Below are 21,894 nucleotides of genomic sequence, written 5' to 3' on the forward strand. Positions count from 1 at the left end.
CACGATGGCCGATGAAGCATTGGTTCGACTGCGCGGAGTAGCGAAGGATTACAAGCGAGGCGCGGAGACGGTGCACGTGCTGCACGCCCTCGACCTGGACATTCCCAAGGGAGATTTTCTGGCGTTGATGGGCCCGTCGGGCTCCGGCAAGTCCACCCTGCTCAATCTGATCGGCGGCATCGACCGGCCGACGGCGGGCAGCATCGAGATCGCGGGTCAGCGTACGGACTCGATGACCGATGGCGATCTGGGCCGGTGGCGCGCGAACCATGTCGGGTTCGTGTTCCAGATGTACAACTTGCTGCCGGTGTTGACTGCCGAACGCAACGTCGAGCTGCCGTTACTGCTGACCAAGCTGCCGGCGGCGGAACGCAAGAAACGCGCGAACGCCGCGCTGAAGCTGGTCGGCCTCAGCGAACGCGCTCATCACAAGCCGCGCGAGTTGTCGGGCGGTCAGGAACAACGCGTCGGCATCGCACGCGCCATCGTTTCCGATCCCACGCTGCTGCTGTGTGACGAGCCCACCGGCGATCTCGATCGCAAGTCGGGCGACGAGATTCTGGATCTGTTGCAGGCTTTGAATCAGCAGCAGGGCAAGACCATCATCATGGTGACGCACGATCCGCACGCCGCGGCTCGCGCCAAGCACGTTCTGCATCTGAACAAGGGTCAGCTCGGCCAGGAAGCCGCGGCCTAGGGGATCCCATGTTCAAATATCTACCCTTGCTGTGGGCCAACCTGGGGCGCAAGCGCTTGCGCACCAGTCTCACGTTGGCTTCGATCGTCGTCGCGTTTCTACTGTTCGGCCTGATGCAGACGCTGCGCATCGCGCTGACGGGCAGCCCCGAGCTGGCCGGCCTCGATCGCTTGATCACCATGCACAAGACTTCGTTTGTGCAATCGTTGCCGCTCGCCTATTTGAACCGCATCAAGGGCGTCGACGGCGTGGTGGTCGCCTCGTCGCAGGACTGGTTCGGCGGCGTGTATCAGGAAGATCGCAATCAGCTGGCGACCTTCGCCATCGAAGCGCCGACCTTCTTCGAGGTGTACAGCGAATACAAGCTGCCGCCGGAACAGAAACAAGCGTTTCTGCAGGATCGTGGCAGCGCCATCGTGGGCAAGTTGGTCGCCCAGCGCTTCAACTGGAAGGTGGGCGACACCGTTCCGATGCGCTCCAACGTATGGACCCGGAAGGACAACGGCGGCAACGTCTGGCCGATGAAGATCGCCGGCATCTACGATGCTTCCAACGGCGACAATCAAAGCATCTATTTCCATTACGACTATCTCAACGAGTCGCGCGCCGAGATCCGCGACATGATCGGCTGGGTAGTGGTGAAGGTGAACAATCCGGACCGCTCGGCCGAGATCGCCCGCAATATCGATGCGATGTTCGGCAACTCCTCCACCGAGACCAAGACCTCCACGGAGAAGGCGTTCATCCAAGGTTTCGCGAATCAGATGGGCAACATCGGCAAGCTGCTCACGATGGTGGCCGCGGCAGTGTTCTTCACCATGCTGCTGGTGACCGCCAACACCATGGGCCAGTCGATTCGTGAGCGCATCAACGAGATCGGCGTGATGAAAACACTGGGCTTCTCGGGCGCGGGCGTCACTTTGCTGGTGCTCGCCGAAGCGATTCTCGTCACTGCCATCGGCGGCGTGATTGGCATGGGCCTGGCGGCGTTGGCAAGCAAAGGCCTGAGCGCCGCGGTCGCGCAATTCTTCCCGGTGCTCGGCATGCCGAGCGCGACGTGGGCCATTGGCGGTGTTTTGATCGTGGTGCTCGGCAGCCTCGCCGCGGCATTGCCCTGCACGCAGGCGTCTCGACTGAAGATCGTCGACGCCTTGCGCAAGACTTGAGCCAGGGAGGAACAACATCATGTCGAATAATTCTTTGGCTCAAATCGCCGCCATCACCACGATGAACGTGCGCAACATGTCACAGCGCGCGGCGTCGTCCATCGTGGCGTTGATCGGCATCGCTGGCGTGGTCACCGTGCTCATCGGCGTGTTGTCCATCGCGGAAGGTTTCCGCGCGGTGCTGGAGATTTCCGGTTCCGATCAAGTGGCCATCGTGTTGCGTAACGGCGCGACGGACGAGATGGGCAGCGGCTTGTCGCAAGAGCAGACGCGAGTCATCGCCGACTCCAAGCAGGCGCTGCGCGACGAACAGGGCCCGGTCGTTTCTCCCGAGCTCTACGTCATCGTCGATCGGCCGCTGCTCAGCACCGGCACCGCCGCGAATGTTCCTTTGCGCGGCGTGGGTCAGCAGGCCACCAAGCTGCGCGGCAATTTCAAAATTGTCGAAGGCAGAATGTTCACGCCCGGCACATTCGAAGTCGTGGTCGGTAAAGGCGCGAGCATGCAGTTCGCCGACCTCAAGGTTGGCAACCAATTCCGCGCGGGCACCACGAATTGGACCGTCACCGGTATTTTCGAGGATCGCGGCAGCGTGGCCGAATCCGAGGTCTGGACCGATGCAACGGTGCTGCAAGGCGCTTACAACCGTGGCAGTTCGTATCAGTCGATGCGCGTGAAGCTCACCAGCCCGAGCGCCATGCAGGCGTTCAAGGACGAGATGACGAGCGATCCTCGCCTCAACGTGCGGGTGTTCAGTGAGAAGCAGTATTACGAAGAGCAGTCTCGCATTCTCACCGCGCTGGTGAGCACGCTCGGTACCTCGATCGCTGTTCTGATGGGCCTGGGCGCGATCTTCGCGGCGCTGAATACGATGTACTCCGCAGTTTCCTCTCGCATGCGTGAGATCGCGACGCTGCGGGCGCTCGGCTTTGGCTCCGCGCCCGTGATCACATCCGTGCTGGCGGAAGCGATGCTGATCGGACTGATCGGCGGCTTGGTCGGCATGATCGTGTCGTATCTTGCCTTCAACGGCATGCGCGCCTCGACCATGAATTTCGCGACCTTCAGTCAGCTGACCTTTGCCTTCACGGTGACGCCGCAGTTGCTGATCCAGGGGCTGGTGTGGGCGCTGATCCTCGGCCTGATTGGCGGCTTGCTGCCCAGTCTGCGCGCCGCGAAATTGCCGATCACGACCGGCCTGCGCGAACTCTGACGCAGGCCCGGCCGTTAGGCAGTTATGCCAGAGCTGCCTGACGTCACCGTCTATATCGAGTCGCTCGAGACCCGCATCGTCGGGCATCGGCTGGAACAGATTCTGTTGAAGAATCCGTTCCTGTTACGCACCGCGGAGCCGCCCCTGCACAGCTGCGAGGGGCACGTCGTGACCCGCCTGCGTCGCATCGGCAAGCGCATCGCCATCGGCTTCGACAATGACATCTGGCTGGTGCTGCATCTGATGATCGCGGGCCGGCTGCACTGGTATCTCAAAGAGCAGCGCGGCCGCATCCGCGCGCCGCTGGTTCAGTTCGAGCTCGACAACGGCTTTCTGACGCTTACGGAAGCGGGCACGAAGCGACGCGCGTCCCTGCATGTCGTTGCCGGCGAAGCGCAGCTCGAAGAGCACGATCGCGGCGGTCTCGAAGTGCTCGGCGTCGAACCTCAGGTGTTTCGATCTCGCATGAGCGAGCGCAATCACACGCTCAAGCGGGCGCTCACCGATCCGACCATTCTCAGCGGCATCGGCAACGCGTACTCCGATGAGATCCTGCATCGGGCGAAGTTGTCACCGATGATTCAGACTCGACAGCTCGACGACGACGAGTGGGCCCGGCTGTACGACGCCGTTCAAGCAGTGCTCACCGAGTGGATCGAGCGCCTGCGCGCCGAAGCCGTGCGCGACTTTCCGGAGAAAGTCACCGCCTTTCGCAAAGAATTGGCGGTGCACGGCAAGTACGGCGAGCCTTGCACGGTGTGTGGCACAGCCGTCCAACGCATTCGTTACGCCGAGAACGAAACCAACTACTGCCCTCGCTGCCAGACCGGCGGTAAACTGCTCGCCGACCGCGCCCTGTCACGACTGCTGAAAGACGACTGGCCCAAAACCATCGAAGCGCTGGAGAACGCGAAGCGTCGGTAGCTAGTGCGCAATGTTAATTGCGATCTTGCCACGTATCTTTACTCCTTCACCCCTTGTCTCTAGCGCACGATGCGCTTCCGGAATGTCTTCCAGCGGAAGCGTCAGCCCCACAACTGGCCGAATGTGGCCGCGCTCCACGAGCGTCGTGAGCGTGTCGAGCTTGCCTGAATACTGCCGCGTGAAAACGAAGTGATACGTCGCATTCCGGCCCCACGCGTCAATCAAGTTCTGTGGCTCGGCCGTGTCTACCAGCGTTACGACTCGCCCCAAGTCAGCGAGCACCTGCGGGCTGCGCGACAGCGTATCCCGGCCCAGCGTGTCGAGCACGACATCGACACCTCGACCGTCCGTGAGCTGATGGACACGCTCGATGTAGCTCTCGGTTTCGAAGTCGACGATCTCATCGGCGCCCAGCTCCTTGACGAACTGATGATCACGCTCGCGAGCTGTTGTAATAACTCGTGCGCCACAGGCTTTCGCCAGCTGGATGGCGATCGTCCCTACCCCGCCCGCGCCGCCATGCACGAGGATGCTCTCGCCCACCTTCAACTGCGCACGGGTGAGGAGCGCTTCCACCAACGTGCCGCCAACCAACGTCAGGCTGGCTGCTTCGATGTGACTCAGGTTCTTCGGCTTGCGGCTCACGATGTCGACATCAGCGACGTGCCACTGCGCATACGAGCCTGCGCCGCCAAATATCTTGGGCGTGTAATAAACCTCATCGCCTTTTGAGAACTCCGTGACTGCCGCACCGACCTGCTCCACCACGCCTGAGACATCGTGCCCGATGACGGCCGGCAGTTGCACCAGCGAGGCGTAGTCGCCGCGTCGAATCTGATAGTCGAGCGGGTTGATGGCGGTCGCCATCACTCGCACCAACACCTGGCGTGGCCCCGGCACCGGCCGAGACACCTGCCGAAGCTCGAACGCCTCGGGTCCACCGAAGCGCGTGAGCACCATCGCACGCATCGTCGCCGTCATGGCAGCAGCACCGTTGAGCCCGTCGTCTGTCTGGATTCGATGCGGCGGTGAGCTTCGGCCACGTCGGCGAGCGGCATACGAGCGTGGATGGGAATCTTCACGGCGCCGCTGGCGACGACGCGGAACAGATCGTCACTCATGGCGAGAACATCTTCGCGCTTGGCGAGATGCGTGTAGAGCAGTTGCCAGGTCGCGAATACCGAGCCCTTCTCCATCAACAGCGTGATGTCGAAAGGTTCGATCGGGCCGGACGCGGAGCCAAACGCGACGAAGTAGCCCAAGGGACGCAAGCAATCGAGCGAACCGGGAAACGTCGCCTTGCCGACGCCATCGTAGACCACGTGAACGCCCTCGCCATTGGTGATCTCTTTGACGCGCGCGACGAAGTTTTCCTTTCCATAGTCGATCACGTAGTCGCATCCGTGCTCGCGCGCAAGCTCGGCCTTCTGGGCAGAGCCAACGGTGCCGATGACGGTCGCGCCCAGATGTTTTGCCCATTGAGTCAGGATCAAACCCATGCCGCCCGCGGCGGCATGCATGAGAATGGTCTGACCCGGCTCGACGCGAAAGGTACGTCGCAATAGATACTGCGCCGTGAGCCCTTTCAACATCATCGCCGCACCGGTCTCGAAATCGATGGCGTCGGGCAGACGCACGAGCAGCTGCGCCGACACGATGCGCTCTTCCGCGTACGAACCGAGCGGCTCGACGTAGGCCACGCGATCGCCCACTTTGAAGTCGCGCACACCTTCCCCGACCTCCACCACCTCACCCGCGCCCTCATTGCCCGGAGTGAACGGCAGCTGCGGCGGGACATAGAACCCGGTGCGGAAATAAACGTCGACGAAGTTGAGCCCGATGGCTCGATTACGCACACGAACCTGGCCCGGGCCAGGCTGGCCGATGTCCACGTCCTCGAAGGTGAGCACCTCGGGACCGCCATGACGATGCACTCGAATCGCTTTCACTGCAGTCTTTCCTCATTGCTGGGGAAAGAAAGATAGCGACGCACCCGCCCTTCGCGTAGGCTGATATCAGCAACATCTGAGTTCAAAGATCATGATATCTGAGCAGATCGGCCTGGACCTTCTTCGCACCTACGTGGCGGTCTGCCGGCTGGGCAGCTTGAGCCGCGCCGCTGCGCAGACCGGCCGCACGCAATCGGCACTGAGCATGCAGATGCGCAGGCTCGAAACCCTTCTCGAACGACATCTGTTTCAGCGCACCGGTCGCGGCGTGGTGCCCACGGCCGAAGGCGAAATCTTTCTCGGCTACGCCACTCGTATGCTCGCACTGGGCGATGAGGCGTGGGCGCGCTTGCGTGATGCTGAAGTCAGCGGCAGCGTTCGCATCGGTCTCGCCGAGGAAATCGCCAACTCGGCGCTGCCGGTGGCGCTCGGTCGCCTGCATCGTGCCTTTCCTGACATTCACCTCGACGTGGTGGTCGAGCACAGCACGGCATTGGGGAAGCTTTGGGAACAAAATGACATGGATATCATGCTCGCGCCCACCTCTTCGGTGTCGACCGATGCCGTGGTTACATGGAACGTCGAGCTACAGTGGGCAAGCTCGGCGGACTATGTGCCGGATGAGACCAAGCCGCTCGATTTGGTTGTATTCGCCGCGCCCTGCCTCTGGCGCAGGCGAGCGATCGAGGCGCTCGCCGCCATGGGTCGCGAGCATAGAGTCACATTCACGAGCCAGAGCGTCATGGGCTTGCAAGCAGCGATAGAGAACGGACTTGGCGTCGGCTTGCTTCCGCCGGAGTCGGTTCGCGAGAGCAGCATGCGCACGATGCAGCCTTCAGACGGCGTTCCCGCTCCTCTCACCGTTCAATACGGCCTGTACGCGCATGACCGCCGGCGGCGCGTCGTGGATGCGACCATCGACGTACTGTTGGAAGCTACTTCACCTTGCGGCTCTCGTAACTGAACTCCGGCAGCTCGACGGTGAGCGAGGTGGTGCGGCCCGACTTACTGTTGAACGTGAAGTTGCGATTCCAATCGATCGCGAAAAAGCTGGTGTTGGAACGCGGCAGCAGCTCGCGCTTGTCGTTGCCCACCTTCATGAACAGCTTGCCAGCTTCGAACGTCACCACGGCTGTTTCGTCGCTGTATCGGTATTCGCCCACGTAGCCGCGCAAGATCGACGGGGCAACGGTCGCTTCAGTGATCACGCTCTTGGGGTCGATACCGAGCTTCGCCAACTCTGAGCGCGCGCCGGAATGTCCTGGACATAGAGCAAGCGTGTCTTTGAATTTGCCTTCTGCTCGCTGCGTATCGTTCATGCCCATGTACGCCCTGCCGAGCTCATAGTGCGGGCCCGAGCTTTTTGGATAGAGCTCGATCACTCGCTGCAGCACCTGTATTGCTTCCTGCGGACGCTTCTGTTCCAGCAGATAGCCCTGGACGTGCATGAGCGTGCGCTCGGGCACTTTGACCTCATAGCCCAGATACTTGGAGATGCGCGCAAAGCGCTTCTCGAACGCTTCCAGGCCCGAGGTTTCGTAAACCTGCACGGGGTCGTGAATGTAATAGCTCTCGTTGAGCCACTTCATCCCCTCGTAGACGCTGCGGATGACCACCGAGCCGTGCGACTCGTCCGGCCAATGCTGGAAGTTGACACCGATGCCGCGCGCGCTGGCCAGCGAGCCGGCCACCTTCTGCGCGCCGCCCAACATCGCGCCGCCTTCGTTGCCCATCGTCATGTACACGGCAGTCTGCAGATCCTTGTGCTCGATCACGAATCGATCTGCCTGCTTCGCCAGCGCCTGGTTGTCCCACCACAACGAGGGGCTCACCGCGATGTACGCTTTGAACAGCTCGGGCCGGTGCAGCAAGGTGTAAACGGCGAACAAGCCGCCGAAGGAATGGCCGATCAATATGCGTGTCGGGCGCGTTCGGTAATTGCGATCCACCTCCGGCAGCAACTCATCTGCGATGAAGCTCAGGAACCGGTGCGCACCGCCGATGGCGCCCTGGGGAGGCGGATACTCCAGCGCGGTATTGGTGATCGAAGGCGTCAGATCGCGCTGGCGATCGGTGTTTTCGATGCCGACCACCAGCATTGGGCCGGAGCGGCCCGTTTTCTCGAGCTCGTCCACCGTCGCGGCGACATGGTGAATGTTGGCAGTGCCGTCGAGCAAAACGATGACCGCATAGCGCTCGTCGGAAAAATCATAACCGCGGGGTTTGTGAACGATGTAACTGCGCGTTTCGTTCATCACCTCGGATTCGATTCGATACCGATGGCCGATGACGATGGGCTCGCCTTCCGCCTTCGGTCCTTCAGCCCTCGCGCTCGGGCTCAAAAGCAACAACGCGCTCCACAGCGCGCGGCAAGCCATCCTGGCACCACGCTCCATCGCTATTCTCCTTTGCGTTTGTCTTCGAGCACGCGGCGAACGAATCCCTTCGCGACAATCATCGCCCCCTGCTGAACGGTGCCGTGATCGAGCCCTTCCATCTCATAGAACTCCACGCGCGGATGGCCCAGGTTGCGCAATGTGACCGCCATCAGCTCGTTCTCTTCGACCCGTGATTTCCACTCGATGGCGCGGCCTCCAACGATCAAACAAATCGGCGGCAGATCCTTGCTTGCGTGATACAGCGGAGCATATTCGTCGACGATGGGACGAAGCTCCGGCCCCTGGTCACCCCGCAGCTTCTTGACCGTGAAATGCGTCGTCATCTGGCCGCTGACGGAAATCACGCCCGCGAGAGATCGATTGGACAGCTTGTGCGCGCCGAGCCACTTGGGATCCATGGCGATCATGGATGAGAGGTACGCGCCGGCGGAATGCCCGCCGACGAACACCTTTTGCGGATCGCCGCCGTAGCGGGCAATGTTTCTTATCACCCAGGCAACGGCAGCCGCGCTGTCCTCGATGATGGCGGGCGCTTGGGCCTTGGGCGCGAGTCGGTAGCTCACTGCAACCAGCGCGATGCCCTGTTCTTTCAGATCGGGAAAATAACGCGCGCCGCCGGTGAGGCTGCCACCGTGGAACCAAACTACAGTGGCGAAGTCCTTAGCGCCTTTCGGGAAATAGATGTCGAGCTTGGACTGCTCTTTCTGATACGCGTCAGCCTTCGACAACGCACCGGCGTCGTAGTAAGAAATGTTGTTCTCGGTCTGATACGCGAGTTTGGTCGGAGCTTCGTCCGCTAAGGACACGCTTGGCGGCAGCAGCCAGCACATCGCCCAACACATTCTCACCATCAACGCTTGCCGAAAATTCATGAGCTCGCTTCGCTCCGTGCCCGGAGCGCTCAGTATGACAGTATTTTCCCGTGCTTAGACTGTCGCGCATTTGTCTGAGATAATGCAACCCCGGCGCCCGCGCGCCGCGCTCCCCGTTCAAGGACTCAGTTAATGCGAAATCTGTTCAGCCGCTTTCCGGGCTGGCGCGAGTTGATGGTCTGTGCCGTGTCGTTCGCCGCGCCGACCCTGCTCGTCGCGCAAACCACCGCCCCCGGCGAACGTATCTCGATCAATTCCGACTGGCGCTTTCAAATGGGCGACCCCGCGGGTCTCGCGACACCGCTCGACTACGATGTTCGGCCCAAGGTGATCATCACCGAGGACGGCAAAGCTGCGGACGCCGAGCCCACAGAAGCCGAGAAAGTCGCGGCGTCGAAACAGCAGGTGCTCAAACCATGGATCCTGCCGTCCGGCAACGCCTTCATCAAAGATTCCGCGCGCCATCATCGGCGCCCGGCTGGTCATCCGGGCAGCGATGTTTCCTATGTGCAGGCGAGTTTCGATGACAAGTCGTGGCGCAATGTCACGTTGCCTCACGATTGGGCGATCACCGGTCCGTTCATCGCCGAAGGTCCGTATGGCGGCATGGGCCGACTGCCGAGTTGGGGCATCGGCTGGTATCGAAAGAAGTTGGAGATTGCGGCCAGCGATCGCGATCGCTCCATCTTTCTGGACATCGACGGTGCGATGTCTTACGCCACGGTCTGGCTCAACGGCAAGCTGGTTGGCGGCTGGCCGTATGGTTACAACTCCTTTCGGCTGGACCTGACCCCGCACGTCGTGTTCGGCGGAGAGAACCAGCTCGCCGTGCGGCTGGATAACCCGCCGCACTCGGCCCGTTGGTATCCCGGCGGTGGTTTGTATCGCAATGTTTGGCTGACCAAGACCCACCGCGTGCACGTGAGTCACTGGGGCACGCAGGTGACGACACCGCAGGTTTCCAAGTTGTCGGCTTCTATCGATGTCGCTGTATCCGTCGATAATGATTCTCAGGATGAAGCTTCCGTCGATGTGGCAACGGACATTTACGCCATCGATGTCTCCGGCAAGAGAGTTGGTGGCGTCGTCGCGCGAATCAAACCTCAGAGCGTGCGGATTGCCGCAGGTGGGACTGCGCGAGCGCTGGGTTCGACGACACTTGCGAATCCGCGCCTGTGGGGGCCGCCGCCCACTCAGACGCCACATCGTTACGTCGCAGTCACCACTGTGTCGCGCGGTGGCAAGGCCATCGATCGTTATGAAACTCGCTTCGGCATTCGATCCGTGCGGCTCGATCCGAACACGGGCGTGTATGTGAACGACGAGCGCATCCCGCTCAATGGCGTCAACAATCATCACGATCTCGGCGCGCTCGGCGCCGCCTTCAATGTGCGCGCGGCCGAACGGCAATTGGAAATGCTTCAGGAAATGGGCGCCAATGCGCTGCGCATGAGCCATAACCCGCCCGCGCCGGAGCTGCTGGAGCTGACCGATCGCATGGGCATCCTGGTCATGGACGAGGTGTTCGACGCCTGGGAGCGCAAGAAGACGCCGCTCGACTTTCATCTGATCTTCCCGGATTGGCACGAGCAGGACTTGCGCTCGATGTTGCGTCGGGATCGAAATAATCCTTCGGTGATCATGTGGAGCGTCGGCAACGAGGTCGGCGAGCAATACACCGGCGAAGACGGTGCGAACATTGCACGCAAGCTCGTGAACATCGTTCGCGAGGAGGACCCGACTCGACTCGCGACCACTGCGATGAACTGGGCCAAGCCGGACATGCCGCTGCCTGGCGCGGTCGATGTCATCAGCTTGAACTATCAAGGCGCGGGCATTCGCAGCCTGCCGGGCCAGTTCCCGGCATTCCGCGAACGCTTCCCGGACAAAGTCATTCTCAGCAGCGAGAGCGCGTCGGCGCTCAGCAGCCGGGGCGAATATCAGTTCCCGGTGTCCGGCAGCATCAGCGGCCCGGTTCGTCCCGGCTCGGGCGGCGACCCAAAGACTCGCCAAGTCAGTGCTTATGAACTCCACGCGGCGGACTTCGGCTCCTCCGCGGACCGTGCGTTCGCCGCGCAGGATCAACATCCATATGTGGCCGGTGAGTTTGTTTGGACGGGCTGGGATTATCTCGGCGAGCCGACGCCGTACTACTCATCCCGCAGCTCGTACTCCGGCATCATCGATCTTGCCGGCTTCAAGAAGGACCGCTTCTATTTGTACCAGGCGCGCTGGCGCCCGGATCTGCCTCTCGCCCACTTGCTGCCACACTGGACCTGGCCTGGTCGCGAGGGCGAAGTCACGCCAGTTCATCTGATTACGTCCGGCGACGAAGCGGAACTGTTCGTCAACGGCAAGTCACAGGGCCGGAAGAAACGCGCGGCTTACGAGTACCGCCTGCGGTGGGACTATGTGACTTACGAGCCTGGCGAAATTCGGGCCGTGAGCTACAAGAACGGCGAGGAATGGGCCTCCACCTCTGTCCGCACCGCGGATGCTCCGGCCAAACTTGAATTGGCCGCGGATCGTTCGCGGATCCAGGCGGACGGGATGGATCTATCGTTCGTCACTGTTCGCGTTCTGGACAAGAATGGCCTGCCCGCGCCGACAGCGAAGAACCCGATTCGCTTCACCGTGGAAGGCCCTGGCGAACTCGTCGCCACGGACAACGGCGATCCCACCAGCTTCGTGCCGTTCCAATCGTCGGAACGTGAGGCGTTCAACGGGTTGGCGCTGGCGATCGTTCGCGGCAAGCCGAATCAGGCCGGGAAGATCACGCTGCGTGCGGAGTCGGCGGGATTGGAGGGCGCGAGTGTCGTTCTGAGCACGGCGCGAGGGCGCAAGTAACATTCGAGGCGCGCCGGTTCCGTTGCCGGCGCGCCTCGACGTTCACTTTTTGCCGAGTTCTAACCGAAACCACTCGCCGTGTTTCGGCGTCAGCACGAACTCCTCACCGCCGGGCGATCTCAGCCGTGCAGCGGAATCCGGCGCAAGCTGCAGCAGATCATCCGACTCGATGGCTTGTGACCCTTTGAGGTTGAACGCTTCTCCTCGGCGCGTCACGTACACCGTGCCACTCACCGGCTCGATCGTGGTTCCCTGCTGAACATTCAGCACCTCGGCGCGAATCAACGGCTGTCCAAGCGAGACGCTCTCGGCAGGACGAGTCTCTTGATGCACCCGCCATTCATTAACTACGTTCGCCTGCGCGGGTGCCTTCGGCGCTTCGGAAGCGCACGAAGCCACCATTGCCCCACCGAGCACACAGAAAACCATCCTGAAAAGCTTCGGCACGTGCTCACGTCCTGCGTTTTCTTGTAATACTTCAGCGACCCGTCGCCTTGAGGTGCGTCGCCACCTTCGCCCCTTCCTCGGCGATCTCAGCACAGTCCCGATACAAAGGCGCCGTGTTATCCAGACTCTGCTCACAAAAGCGCATCAGTGCGCCGGTCGCAAACTCGATTTCTTGTGCGGACGACTTTCTCAACAGCACACGCTTGTAGTCGATCAAGTTGCTCCTGAGATACCACTCCGCACTCTCTTCGACATCCGCCTGCCCGGCGATTCTATTCAGCAGCGCACTGATCAACTGAATGGGGTCTGGCATGTAGGGCATCATACACGCGGGACTGAATCTCAGTCGTCGCAATACCTCGGCTCGTACGGCGCCCCCACTCGCTGCACTTTCAGACGAGCCGCAAACTCGGAGACCATTGCATCGAACTCGAACACCGTCTCCAGATGATCCTCCGACAGCCGACACTGCGGCTCCCCGGCTCCCGCGACCCGCTCGAACACGTACGCCGGCTCGCGCGAATCGCTCTCTGACACCCTGTTCTTGAAGCGCAACGTCTCGACCACGGGCACCGTCAGATCGCGATCTTCGTATGTCACGAAGAAGTAGCACGCCCCCGACTGCAACTTGTCACTGGCTACCACGGCACTCCTCTCTGAGCGACGGCATCCCGGCGCTCTGGCCCATTTCGCCAACACATCTTAGCCACCCGACGCATCGAATCTGCAACCGTAGTTTCGCCTCTTGGTCCGCAGGGCTGCCGCGCCAGCGCACAGCCTGCGTTCCAGGCTGCGGGCGCGTTTATTTGCTGAGCTAGGCTTTTTGGATTATGCAGCCCCAAGCAGCGCAGCACGCGCCGATTGACGCGGTCGGATGACACCCACGAAGATGGGCCCATCATGGTTGCCGTCAGCAGCGAACAATACATCCGGGAAATCAAGCTTCGCCGCGAACGCGTTCCGTCATTCAGTGAATATCCGTTCTCCCTGCCCGCGGTACGCAACCTGCAGACACTGCCATTGCACCCCGCAGTAACCTTCATCGTCGGCGAAAACGGCAGCGGCAAATCCACGCTGCTGGAGGCAATCGCCGTGGCCTGGGGATTCAATCCGGAAGGCGGCACCAAAAACTTCAACTTCCAAACGCGGGCATCGCACTCGCCGCTGCACAAATGCCTGACTCTCGTCAAAGGCATTCAGCGGCCGAGGGATGGCTTCTTCCTGCGCGCCGAAAGCTTCTTCAACCTCGCCACCGATATCGAGCGCATGGATGCCGAACCGGCCCCAGCGCCGCCCATCATAAATTCATACGGTGGCCGCTCCCTTCACGAGCAATCGCACGGTGAGTCCTTCTTCGCACTAATGATGAAGCGCTTCAGCGGCAATGCTCTTTACGTCCTCGACGAACCCGAAGCCGCCCTCTCCCCCACCCGCCAACTCGCCATGCTCTCCCGCATGCACCAGCTCGTGCAGGCTCGGTCGCAGTTTCTGATCGCCACTCACTCGCCCATCCTGATGGCTTATCCGAACGCGTGGCTTTACCAAATCACCGCGGACGGTCTGTCGCGCATCGAATATCGCCAAACCGAACATTACATCGTCGCGAAGCGGTTCTTGAACGATCCAGACGGGCAGCTTGAGAAGCTGCTGTCATAGACGAACCCAGGCCGCCTACCTCGAATCGGACTTGGTTTTCGTCGCTATTTCTCGGGGAAACCGCAGTTTATCGATGTCCCTGACACCTCACGTGCGTGCACGCTAAGCGCCGAACAGCACTTTTGCGCAAAGCCTGCGTGCCCACAACGAGGAGTAGGAATGGCGAAGAACAAAAACGCAGCTCTCATGCCGGTTGAGCACATCACGCAATCGATCCTGATCTTGCGCGGCCAGCGCGTGCTGCTCGATAGCGAACTCGCCGTGCTCTACGGTGTCACCACCAAGCGCTTCAACCAACAGGTCAGGCGCAACCTGGCACGCTTTCCAGAGGATTTCATGTTTCAGCTGAACACGGATGAGGCGAGCGCTTTAAGGTTGCAATCTGCAACCTTAAAGACCGGCCGGGGCCATCACAGGAAGTATCTCCCTTACGCCTTCACTGAACATGGCGCCATCATGGCCGCTACCATCCTGAACAGCTCGCGAGCCGTAGAGATGATGGTCCATGTGGTGCGCGCATTCGTGCAGCTGCGCGATCTGCTCGCCTCCAACCGCCAGCTCGCCGAGAAGTTCGCGGAGCTCGAGCGCAAGGTCTCCTCGCACGATCAAGCCGTCGTCGGCATCCTCAAGGTCATCCGCGAACTCATGCACACGCCGGAGCCGAAGAAGCGGCCGATCGGGTTTACCGCCAACCTCGATGAGTAGGTTTCTGACAGCACTCCCGCAGGCCTACACATTTCCGCGGAAACGCCGAATGTCAAATTGCACCTCCACTTCGCCCCAGAAGTGAGAGTCGTCATGTTTCTCTCGCCCTTCATCACGGCCGAAACTCAATCGGCCCGATGGCTGCACCATCCTTCACAGGCAACGTGAGCCAGCAGCGCCCCCCTGGCCTCATGCGGCAACGTGGTCCGAACGAACAGCTTCACCCGCTCGCCAGGTGCAACGTCGACGAGTTTCAAATCCGGCGCATGAAAGTCTCCCAGCTCTTCCGTCAGGGTGTGCGCGGCGCAGCGGCTTGGCATGGAATGCTCGCATGCGGCGGCCACGTCCGAATGGCTCGAAGTAAAGTGCGTTCCCCTCGGATGTGAATCTGTCGATCGAGCCCATCCGCCAGAACGAATGTCACGTCTGAATCCGATGTGCGTTCGAATTTCAAACCGATCTCGCCGCGGCTGACTGACTCCCCGGCGGGCGCGCAGCCCACCAACGTCACGACAAACAGAATCCAATAACTCGCATGCCATCGGCGCTGCTGGGCTCATCCATCGCCTGATCCTCACGCGCCAATCGGGGAAACGACTAATCCCTGACCGCAATCTAACCGCCACTTGATATTGACATTCCGATGACAAACGCCGCGTGCGATGGGAGCGATAACTCATTTTGGCGCGTCGTTCCGCACGCATGCACACCGTGAGTGCATCAGGAGCGTATCTACCGCACCGCGAGCCCTGAATTTCCGCGGTTCCGGGCTGGAGAACAGTTGGCACGCCTCCTGCATTAATGAAACCGTGCGTCTTTGGACGCGAGTCTCTTCGGTTTCAACGTGCTAACGACGATGGTCAATTATCCCCCTGAGCCATCTCGGATGCAGGCGTGCGCGATGTGATGAACCTCGCGCACGCTATTTTTTTCTCCGAACCGAACACCAACTAATTCGATCAACGCGCGCTCAGCCATTGAGCCACGAGCGGCCATAGCGTCCGTTCGAATTGCGGGCGGAAGAAGCCGAAGTGGCCGATGTGGCGGGCGCCGATCTCCCGAGGCGCGATGCGGCGATATTCGACGGGAGCATTCACATACAAGCCGTGCAGCGACTTGATGCCCTCGGCGGACATCATCTCGTCGTCGGTGAAGGACAGCGACAGCATCGGCATGCGCACCGAGGCGTAGGCTGCGCGCACCTGATCGCCTTCGGCGCCGACCACGTATTCGCGGTTGAGGCACCAGCGGCGCCACTGATGCATCACGCCGAACGGAAGGTCGCCGACCTTGCGCAGGCGCTTGCCGGGGAAATAGCCAGCCGTGCGCAACGCGAGCGGCACAAGGACGAACCACAGCCACCACACGACGGATTTCGTGCGCCAGGTGTTTTCAAGCCAATAACCCGTGCCGGTCGCGACGGTGATGACGCCATCGATGCGATCCCGATTGGGGATGAGTCCTAAAATCTGGCCACCGAGACTGTGGCCGACCCAGTAGAGCGGCACCTCGGGAAACTGTGATTTCACCAAGTCGATCACGGCCGCGCAGTCCTGGCGCCCCCAGTCGAAGATGTTCATCGCGTAGCCACGCAACGAGCGAGGCGCGGAAAAGCCGATGCCGCGGTAATCGAACGTGGTGACGAAATAGCCCTGGCGAGCCAGCCACTCGGCGAACTGCGTATAGAACTTCTGCGCGACTCCCATGGCGGAGGGAATGATCACGGCCGCGCGTGGAGATCCGGTCGGGCGGAAGGTGCGAAACACCAGTGAAGTGCCGTCCGGCATGGTGATGCTATCTTGAGCAGAATCGAGCACTCGCTTCCTCCGTCATCCTCATGAATGTCACCAGCGCTGTGGCCAGTCGCATCAGTTGCCGAGCCTTTCTCGACACGCCGGTGCCGAAGCAGACGCTCGTCGCCATCCTGGAAACAGCCAGGCGCACGCCGTCGGGCGGCAATTTACAACCTTGGCTGGTGCACGCGCTGGCCGGGCCCAGGCTGGCCGAATTCCTCGAACTGATCCGCGGCAAATTATCGATGCTGCCGGTGGGCGAAGGCACCGAGTACAACATCTATCCGCCCGAGCTGCACGAACCGTATCGTGCCCGGCGCTTCAAGTGCGGTGAAGACCTGTACGCGACGATCGACGTTCCTCGCGACGACAGGCCGGCCCGCCTGCGGCAGTTCGCGAGGAACTACGAGTTCTTCGGCGCGCCGGTCGGATTGTTCTTTTGCATCGATCGTCGCATGGGTCAGGATCAATGGGCCGATCTCGGAATGTTCATGCAAACCGTCATGCTGCTGGCACGCGAGCACGGCCTGCACACCTGCGCGCAGGAAGCCTGGGCCGTGTGGCACAAGACCATCGGGGAGTTTCTGCGGTTGCCGCCGGAGACGATGCTCTTCAGCGGCATGGCGCTCGGCTACATGGACGAAAGCGCGCCGATCAATTGGCTACGCACCGAGCGCGCGGCGCTCGATGAGTTCGCCACGCTGCACGGTTTTTGAGCATCAGAAGTCGGCGAACTTGGCGTCCAGAATCTCCGCCTCCGAGGCGCAGCCGATTTCACGGATCGAATTCGGTCCCGGGAAGAACTGCTCGCTCAGATCCTTGCCGCCAGCCGCGCGCCAGCGCACGGTCGTGGCCACCGTCTTATAGGTATGAGAATTGACCAGCCAAAGCCGGTTGTTCTGCGCGTCGCACGCGCCTTCGAGCTTGAGCGTCACGAAGTTGCTGGCTGGAGCATCTTCGGCCGCATGCACTGCCATTGTTGTCGCTACCGTCGCCACTACGCCAAAGGCATAGATGGCCGCGATCTGTGTCGCTTTGCCCACGAACAATATCCTCCCGGTGCATGGGACAGATCGCTTACCTGCGAACATGCGCCCACACTCCCGTCGCGTTGAACTCAATGCCTCCGTGCCGGCGTCCGGGCTTCTATTGACCCTGGTATTGACTTGTAGCCCGCGCAACGGAACCTGTGAAATATAGTCGCTATTGTCGCGGCGCGCACCCGCGCGCGCTCCAGCGGCCGTGTATGTGAACGCGTTCACAAGAACTAGGACGAGGCGGCAATCTGTCGCGCCGGGCCGGCGGGTGGTCAACGGCAGGCCACTGCGGGTATTCTCCGACACCGCCATCGCCTGTCACGGGCACTACGGGTCGCCGGAAATCGCTTCCCGGCCGCGCCTCACGCGCATCGAGCCGTAACCGAGCCGTAACGCAGAAGGGTGCCCGGAGCGCCGGGAACTTCGCTGTCCGCGATACGTTGGCGTCTTTATCCCCCGTTATCCGCTAGCTGGAGCCCGCCATGGCGTTCGAATTGATGAGCCTGCCGTTCCCTAAAGATTCTCTCGGTCCGACGATCTCGGCGCGCACGCTGGATCATCACCATGGCAAGCACCATGCGACCTATGTGACCAAGCTGAATGAATTCATCGCGGGCACGCCGCTGGAGAAACAGGACCTCGAGTCCATCATCAAGGCCACCGCCAACAAGACTGGCACCGAGCGGAAGATCTTCAACAACGCCGCGCAGGTCTGGAATCACGATTTCTTCTGGAACTCGCTCGCGCCGAACGGCGGCAGCTCGCCGCCGGAGCCGATCAAGAAGCGCCTCGACGCCTCGTTCGGTTCGTTCGAGAATTTCCGCGACAAGTTCGTCGAAGCGGCCGTCGGCCAGTTCGGCAGCGGCTGGGCCTGGCTGGTCGCGAAGGACGGCAAGCTCGAGATCACCACGACGCACGATGCCGACAACCCGCTGATCACCAGCGGTCACGCGCTGTGGACCTGCGACGTTTGGGAGCACGCTTACTATCTCGATCACCAGCAGAACCGCGCCGGCTTCGTCAAAGCCGTGGTGGAGCAGCTCGCCAACTGGCAGTTCGTCGGCAAGCGCCTCGCCGAAGTGGAGCGTTGAGCCTCGCCATCTCGTAAGTGCGGAGCGCGGTAGGCATTTACCGCGCTCCCTCACAAGCCGGCTTCAGTATATGTGCCGGTTTCTCCGAAGCCCCCTCCCTCGCAACATGTTGCCTTGCGTTTCCGACGCAATGAGCAACATGCAGCGCCAGCACGATTCCCGGACCGAAGCCGCCCTGTACTGGTCGGCGGTCAGCCTCATCGTCTGCGAGGGGTTGTCCATCGAAAAGGCCGCGGACAGGCTTGGCGTCGATGGCGAGGAACTTACCCACATCCTCCATCGGCGCCAAAGCCTGCGCCCAGCCGCCCACGGCGAGAGCTCCCCGCCCGCCTTTCCCCGGAAACGCATGTCGCATTGATCGCTCGCGGGCTCGCGCAGCCCCGCCAACCGGTCTGACTCATTCTTAATTGCGAGTCATTCTCGATTGCGAATAAAATCGCGGTGTCTCCCGCCCGTGGCGGGCCGCACCTACTTCCTTACAAAGCGACCCAGCATGCTCGCATCCGCCCTCAAGACCGCCGCCGCGGTCGCCCTCTGCTTGTCCCTCGCGACCGGCTGCACTCGTACCGAACCCAAGGACGAGCGCCTCCCCGTGCTGGAGAACTATGCGCAGATCGTGCTGGCGACCTACGAAGACACCATCGCGACCGCGCGCCAGCTCGACGCTGCCATCGACGCGCTTCTCGCGAGCCCCAGCGAGCAAACATTGAATGCGGCCCGCGAGCGCTGGCGTGCCGCGCGCATCCCTTACGGATATTCGGAGGCGTTCCGTTTCTACGGCGGCCCCATCGATGGCGAGAACGGTCCGGAAGGCCAACTCAACGGCTGGCCGCTGGACGAGAATCACATCGACGCCGTGGTCGTGGACAAGTACAACGCCGCACCCGGCCTCAATATCATTGGCGACGCCAAACAGTTTCCGGAAATCACGCCCGAGCTGATCGCGCAACAGAACGAAGCCGGCGGCGAAAAGAACATCGCGAGCGGCTATCACGCCATCGAGTTCCTGCTGTGGGGCCAGGATTGGAACAACCCGCCGGAGTCGGCCGGCCAACGCCCATACACGGATTTCATTCCTCAAGGCGATCCGGCGACCGATGTGAACGCTCGCCGCGGTAAATATTTGAAAGCCGCCTCCATGCTCATCCTTCGCGATCTGGAATCCGTGGCCGCACAATGGCGCGAGTCCAAGGAGCCGAACTACCGGACCGCATTCGTCACCGGCGACGTGTACACCAGCGTGAAGCGAATGTTCACGGGCATCGCGGCGCTGTCTGAAGTGGAAATGGCCGGCGAGCGTATGAACGTGCCGCTCCTGTCCTCCGATCAGGAAGAGGAACAATCGTGCTTCAGCGACCTGACGGCGGACGAGCTGCGCGCCAACGCGGTCGGCATCGAGAGCGTTTATTTCGGTCGCTACAAGAAGCTCGACGGCACGACCGTCAGCGGACCGAGTCTCGCGGATCTGGTGAAAGCGAAAGACGCGCGCGCTGCTGAAGAAATCGAAGCTCGCCTAGCCCGCACTCGCCAAGCGTTGTCCGTCATCAGGAATCCGTTCGATCGTGAGATTCTGGCGGACAACGCCGAAGGTCGCGAACGCATGCAGGCCGCAATCGATTCGCTGCGCGCGCAGGCGCTGTCGTTCTCGCGTGGCGCACAAGCCATTCAAATCTTCCTCTCCGACCTGGAAGGACTGGGAGATTGACGACCATCGCAAAACTTGCGCCGTTGTGGAGCACGATGTTCCTGCTCGGCGCATGTTCCAAAGGCGTGTCAACGGACGACTTGTTACAACCGAACTCCGGTGGCGCCATGACGGTGAGCGAGTCGTCGCGTCATGCGTTCTCGCGCCCGGCGACTAATCTCAGCGTCGCGCAACGCGGAGAGTTCTTCATTGGCAATGCATTCTTCAACAGCCCTTGGGTAGTGGCCCCGGCCAGCGCCGGCGCGCGCGACGGCCTCGGCCCGCTGTTCAATGCGCGCAGCTGCGATGCTTGCCACAACAACGACGGCCGAGGCCAACCGCCTGCGACCGAGCTGGAACAGCCGGTGTCGCTGGTGATTCAGTTCGCGACCTCGACGCCGGGCGACAACGACGAGCCGCAAGCCGATCCCAACTATGGCGTGAACTTCAATCCATTCGCCATCGGCGGCGTAGCGGCGGAAGGCAAGCTTCGCATTCGTCATCGTGAAATCGCGGGCACGTACGCTGACGGTAAGCCGTACACGCTGCTCGCACCGGAATATTCCTTCGAAGAACTGGCGTACGGAGAGCTCGCGGCCGATACCAAACTATCGCCGCGCGTCGCTCCGTCCGTGTTCGGCTCGGGCCTGCTCGAAGCCATTCCGGAGGAGCAGATCCTGGAGCGCAACGATCCGGAAGACGCCGACAAGAACGGTATCTCGGGTCGTCCGAATCGTGTGTGGGATCCGCTGGTTAACCGTGCGGTGCTCGGACGCTTGGGATGGAAACTCAATCAGCCCGACATCGCGCATCAAACCGCAGCGGCATTCTCCAGCGAGATCGGCATGACCTCCTCATTCCGGCCGCAGGAGATCTGCATGCCCGTGCAGACGGCGTGCGCACAGGCGCCGACGGGCGGCCAGCCGGAGATCAGCAAAGAGATCTTCGACCACATGGTCACGTATCAGCGCATGCTCGCTGTACCCGTGCGCCGTAACCTGGACGCGCCGGAAGTGAAGCGCGGCGCGCAGTTGTTTCTTGAGAGCGGCTGCGAATCCTGTCATCGCGCCACGTTCAAGACCGCGAACGTCGAAGGTCAACCTTGGCTGAGCGGACAAACCATCCATCCCTTCACCGACATGCTGCTGCATGACATGGGCGAAGACCTGGCCGACGGCCGCGCCGATTTTGCCGCGAGCGGCAGCGAATGGCGCACACCGCCGCTGTGGGGACTGGGCCTGCAGAAGAAGGTCAACGGTCATACGCGCTTGCTCCACGACGGGCGAGCGCGCGATGCGAGTGAAGCGATACTGTGGCACGGCGGTGAAGGCGAGCGAGCCAAGGAAGCATTTCGCAATCTGTCTCAGCAGGATCGCGAGGCTTTGCTGAAGTTCCTCGACTCCTTATGAGCGGC

The 21,894-nt window shown here is 61.5% G+C and carries 23 protein-coding genes; 13 read left to right on the plus strand and 10 right to left on the minus strand.

Features of this window, described 5'->3' with window-relative positions:
- Nucleotides 1–4: 4 nt before the first annotated feature.
- From VGD45_RS04150 to VGD45_RS04165, 4 genes are read left to right on the plus strand one after another with little or no spacing between them, the layout of a single operon-like run.
- Nucleotides 5–697 (plus strand): ABC transporter ATP-binding protein, encoded by a 693-nt coding sequence (locus VGD45_RS04150; RefSeq protein ID WP_331154004.1) that lies wholly within the window; start codon nucleotides 5–7, stop codon nucleotides 695–697.
- 8 nt (nucleotides 698–705) lie between these two features.
- On the plus strand, nucleotides 706–1,863 hold the full coding sequence (locus tag VGD45_RS04155) for an ABC transporter permease (protein ID WP_331154005.1): 1,158 nt from the start codon (nucleotides 706–708) through the stop codon (nucleotides 1,861–1,863).
- A gap of 19 nt (nucleotides 1,864–1,882) precedes the next feature.
- On the plus strand, nucleotides 1,883–3,076 hold the full coding sequence (locus tag VGD45_RS04160) for an ABC transporter permease (RefSeq protein WP_331154006.1): 1,194 nt from the start codon (nucleotides 1,883–1,885) through the stop codon (nucleotides 3,074–3,076).
- A gap of 24 nt (nucleotides 3,077–3,100) precedes the next feature.
- Nucleotides 3,101–4,000: an Fpg/Nei family DNA glycosylase gene (locus VGD45_RS04165; protein ID WP_331154007.1), complete on the plus strand. Its 900-nt coding sequence runs from the start codon at nucleotides 3,101–3,103 to the stop codon at nucleotides 3,998–4,000.
- On the opposite strand, the gene VGD45_RS04170 is transcribed toward VGD45_RS04165, so the two are convergent.
- Nucleotides 4,001–4,981: a zinc-dependent alcohol dehydrogenase family protein gene (locus VGD45_RS04170; RefSeq protein WP_331154008.1), complete on the minus strand. Its 981-nt coding sequence runs from the start codon at nucleotides 4,979–4,981 to the stop codon at nucleotides 4,001–4,003.
- A complete protein-coding gene (locus VGD45_RS04175; RefSeq protein WP_331154009.1) occupies nucleotides 4,978–5,949 on the minus strand; it encodes a quinone oxidoreductase in 972 nt (323 codons plus the stop codon). Before VGD45_RS04175 ends, VGD45_RS04170 begins: the two co-directional genes overlap by 4 nt.
- Nucleotides 5,950–6,040: 91 nt before the next feature.
- Here VGD45_RS04175 and VGD45_RS04180 point away from each other — a divergent pair, with 91 nt between their 5' ends.
- Nucleotides 6,041–6,913 (plus strand): LysR substrate-binding domain-containing protein, encoded by an 873-nt coding sequence (locus VGD45_RS04180; protein WP_331154010.1) that lies wholly within the window; start codon nucleotides 6,041–6,043, stop codon nucleotides 6,911–6,913.
- Here the strand turns inward: VGD45_RS04180 and VGD45_RS04185 are convergent.
- On the minus strand, nucleotides 6,885–8,345 hold the full coding sequence (locus tag VGD45_RS04185) for an alpha/beta hydrolase-fold protein (RefSeq protein ID WP_331154011.1): 1,461 nt from the start codon (nucleotides 8,343–8,345) through the stop codon (nucleotides 6,885–6,887). The genes VGD45_RS04180 and VGD45_RS04185 overlap by 29 nt on opposite strands.
- A gap of 2 nt (nucleotides 8,346–8,347) precedes the next feature.
- Nucleotides 8,348–9,220 (minus strand): alpha/beta hydrolase, encoded by an 873-nt coding sequence (locus VGD45_RS04190; RefSeq protein ID WP_331154012.1) that lies wholly within the window; start codon nucleotides 9,218–9,220, stop codon nucleotides 8,348–8,350.
- Between the two features lie 132 nt (nucleotides 9,221–9,352).
- Here VGD45_RS04190 and galB point away from each other — a divergent pair, with 132 nt between their 5' ends.
- Nucleotides 9,353–12,067, plus strand: coding sequence for a beta-galactosidase GalB (gene galB, locus VGD45_RS04195; RefSeq protein WP_331154013.1), 2,715 nt, complete (start codon nucleotides 9,353–9,355; stop codon nucleotides 12,065–12,067).
- 42 nt (nucleotides 12,068–12,109) lie between these two features.
- Here galB and VGD45_RS04200 read toward each other — a convergent pair whose 3' ends face one another.
- From VGD45_RS04200 to VGD45_RS04210, 3 genes are all read right to left on the minus strand, one after another.
- On the minus strand, nucleotides 12,110–12,400 hold the full coding sequence (locus VGD45_RS04200; protein ID WP_331154014.1) for a hypothetical protein: 291 nt from the start codon (nucleotides 12,398–12,400) through the stop codon (nucleotides 12,110–12,112).
- A 145-nt stretch (nucleotides 12,401–12,545) separates the two neighbouring features.
- Nucleotides 12,546–12,827, minus strand: a complete 282-nt coding sequence (locus VGD45_RS04205; RefSeq protein ID WP_331154015.1) for a hypothetical protein — start codon at nucleotides 12,825–12,827, stop codon at nucleotides 12,546–12,548.
- Between the two features lie 29 nt (nucleotides 12,828–12,856).
- A complete protein-coding gene (locus VGD45_RS04210) occupies nucleotides 12,857–13,159 on the minus strand; it encodes a hypothetical protein (protein ID WP_331154016.1) in 303 nt (100 codons plus the stop codon).
- A 255-nt stretch (nucleotides 13,160–13,414) separates the two neighbouring features.
- On the opposite strand from VGD45_RS04210, the gene VGD45_RS04215 reads away from it, so the two are divergent.
- Together VGD45_RS04215 and VGD45_RS04220 are read left to right on the plus strand one after the other, a co-directional pair.
- The gene (locus tag VGD45_RS04215; protein WP_331154017.1) at nucleotides 13,415–14,170 is read left to right on the plus strand and encodes an AAA family ATPase; all 756 of its coding nucleotides are present in this window, start codon (nucleotides 13,415–13,417) and stop codon (nucleotides 14,168–14,170) included.
- A gap of 159 nt (nucleotides 14,171–14,329) precedes the next feature.
- Nucleotides 14,330–14,875: an ORF6N domain-containing protein gene (locus tag VGD45_RS04220; RefSeq protein WP_331154018.1), complete on the plus strand. Its 546-nt coding sequence runs from the start codon at nucleotides 14,330–14,332 to the stop codon at nucleotides 14,873–14,875.
- A gap of 125 nt (nucleotides 14,876–15,000) precedes the next feature.
- Here the strand turns inward: VGD45_RS04220 and VGD45_RS04225 are convergent, their stop codons facing one another.
- Entirely contained in the window at nucleotides 15,001–15,195 is a 195-nt protein-coding gene (locus VGD45_RS04225; protein ID WP_331154019.1) for a hypothetical protein, read from the minus strand.
- A gap of 639 nt (nucleotides 15,196–15,834) precedes the next feature.
- Nucleotides 15,835–16,692 carry an alpha/beta fold hydrolase gene (locus tag VGD45_RS04230; RefSeq protein WP_331154020.1) on the minus strand — a complete coding sequence of 286 codons (858 nt, stop codon included), beginning with the start codon at nucleotides 16,690–16,692 and terminating at the stop codon, nucleotides 15,835–15,837.
- 20 nt (nucleotides 16,693–16,712) lie between these two features.
- On the opposite strand from VGD45_RS04230, the gene VGD45_RS04235 reads away from it, so the two are divergent.
- Nucleotides 16,713–17,384 (plus strand): nitroreductase, encoded by a 672-nt coding sequence (locus VGD45_RS04235; protein WP_331154021.1) that lies wholly within the window; start codon nucleotides 16,713–16,715, stop codon nucleotides 17,382–17,384.
- A gap of 3 nt (nucleotides 17,385–17,387) precedes the next feature.
- On the opposite strand, the gene VGD45_RS04240 is transcribed toward VGD45_RS04235, so the two are convergent.
- A complete protein-coding gene (locus VGD45_RS04240; RefSeq protein ID WP_331154022.1) occupies nucleotides 17,388–17,711 on the minus strand; it encodes a hypothetical protein in 324 nt (107 codons plus the stop codon).
- Nucleotides 17,712–18,187: 476 nt separating this feature from the next.
- Here VGD45_RS04240 and VGD45_RS04245 point away from each other — a divergent pair, with 476 nt between their 5' ends.
- The 4 genes from VGD45_RS04245 to VGD45_RS04260 all read left to right on the plus strand — a co-directional run bounded on the left by VGD45_RS04245 (nucleotide 18,188) and on the right by VGD45_RS04260 (nucleotide 21,889).
- Nucleotides 18,188–18,796 carry a superoxide dismutase gene (locus tag VGD45_RS04245; RefSeq protein WP_331154023.1) on the plus strand — a complete coding sequence of 203 codons (609 nt, stop codon included), beginning with the start codon at nucleotides 18,188–18,190 and terminating at the stop codon, nucleotides 18,794–18,796.
- A gap of 130 nt (nucleotides 18,797–18,926) precedes the next feature.
- Nucleotides 18,927–19,154, plus strand: coding sequence for a hypothetical protein (locus tag VGD45_RS04250; RefSeq protein ID WP_331154024.1), 228 nt, complete (start codon nucleotides 18,927–18,929; stop codon nucleotides 19,152–19,154).
- 135 nt (nucleotides 19,155–19,289) lie between these two features.
- Nucleotides 19,290–20,501: an imelysin family protein gene (locus VGD45_RS04255; RefSeq protein ID WP_331154025.1), complete on the plus strand. Its 1,212-nt coding sequence runs from the start codon at nucleotides 19,290–19,292 to the stop codon at nucleotides 20,499–20,501.
- Nucleotides 20,498–21,889 (plus strand): di-heme oxidoredictase family protein, encoded by a 1,392-nt coding sequence (locus tag VGD45_RS04260; protein WP_331154026.1) that lies wholly within the window; start codon nucleotides 20,498–20,500, stop codon nucleotides 21,887–21,889. Before VGD45_RS04255 ends, VGD45_RS04260 begins: the two co-directional genes overlap by 4 nt.
- Nucleotides 21,890–21,894 lie beyond the last annotated feature (5 nt).

The sequence above is a fragment of the Steroidobacter sp. genome (assembly GCF_036402275.1).
GTDB lineage: Bacteria > Pseudomonadota > Gammaproteobacteria > Steroidobacterales > Steroidobacteraceae > Steroidobacter.

Coding starts and splice junctions, on each gene's coding strand:
- VGD45_RS04235 (WP_331154021.1), top strand. CDS start 16,713: ATGAATGTCACCAGCGCTGTGGCCAGTCGCATCAGTTGCCGAGCCTTT.
- VGD45_RS04170 (WP_331154008.1), bottom strand. CDS start 4,981: ATGACGGCGACGATGCGTGCGATGGTGCTCACGCGCTTCGGTGGACCC.
- VGD45_RS04180 (WP_331154010.1), top strand. CDS start 6,041: ATGATATCTGAGCAGATCGGCCTGGACCTTCTTCGCACCTACGTGGCG.
- VGD45_RS04150 (WP_331154004.1), top strand. CDS start 5: ATGGCCGATGAAGCATTGGTTCGACTGCGCGGAGTAGCGAAGGATTAC.
- VGD45_RS04220 (WP_331154018.1), top strand. CDS start 14,330: ATGGCGAAGAACAAAAACGCAGCTCTCATGCCGGTTGAGCACATCACG.
- VGD45_RS04155 (WP_331154005.1), top strand. CDS start 706: ATGTTCAAATATCTACCCTTGCTGTGGGCCAACCTGGGGCGCAAGCGC.
- VGD45_RS04245 (WP_331154023.1), top strand. CDS start 18,188: ATGGCGTTCGAATTGATGAGCCTGCCGTTCCCTAAAGATTCTCTCGGT.
- VGD45_RS04165 (WP_331154007.1), top strand. CDS start 3,101: ATGCCAGAGCTGCCTGACGTCACCGTCTATATCGAGTCGCTCGAGACC.
- VGD45_RS04225 (WP_331154019.1), bottom strand. CDS start 15,195: ATGCCAAGCCGCTGCGCCGCGCACACCCTGACGGAAGAGCTGGGAGAC.
- galB (WP_331154013.1), top strand. CDS start 9,353: ATGCGAAATCTGTTCAGCCGCTTTCCGGGCTGGCGCGAGTTGATGGTC.
- VGD45_RS04250 (WP_331154024.1), top strand. CDS start 18,927: ATGAGCAACATGCAGCGCCAGCACGATTCCCGGACCGAAGCCGCCCTG.
- VGD45_RS04160 (WP_331154006.1), top strand. CDS start 1,883: ATGTCGAATAATTCTTTGGCTCAAATCGCCGCCATCACCACGATGAAC.
- VGD45_RS04185 (WP_331154011.1), bottom strand. CDS start 8,345: ATGGAGCGTGGTGCCAGGATGGCTTGCCGCGCGCTGTGGAGCGCGTTG.
- VGD45_RS04205 (WP_331154015.1), bottom strand. CDS start 12,827: ATGCCAGACCCCATTCAGTTGATCAGTGCGCTGCTGAATAGAATCGCC.
- VGD45_RS04215 (WP_331154017.1), top strand. CDS start 13,415: ATGGTTGCCGTCAGCAGCGAACAATACATCCGGGAAATCAAGCTTCGC.
- VGD45_RS04190 (WP_331154012.1), bottom strand. CDS start 9,220: ATGAATTTTCGGCAAGCGTTGATGGTGAGAATGTGTTGGGCGATGTGC.
- VGD45_RS04255 (WP_331154025.1), top strand. CDS start 19,290: ATGCTCGCATCCGCCCTCAAGACCGCCGCCGCGGTCGCCCTCTGCTTG.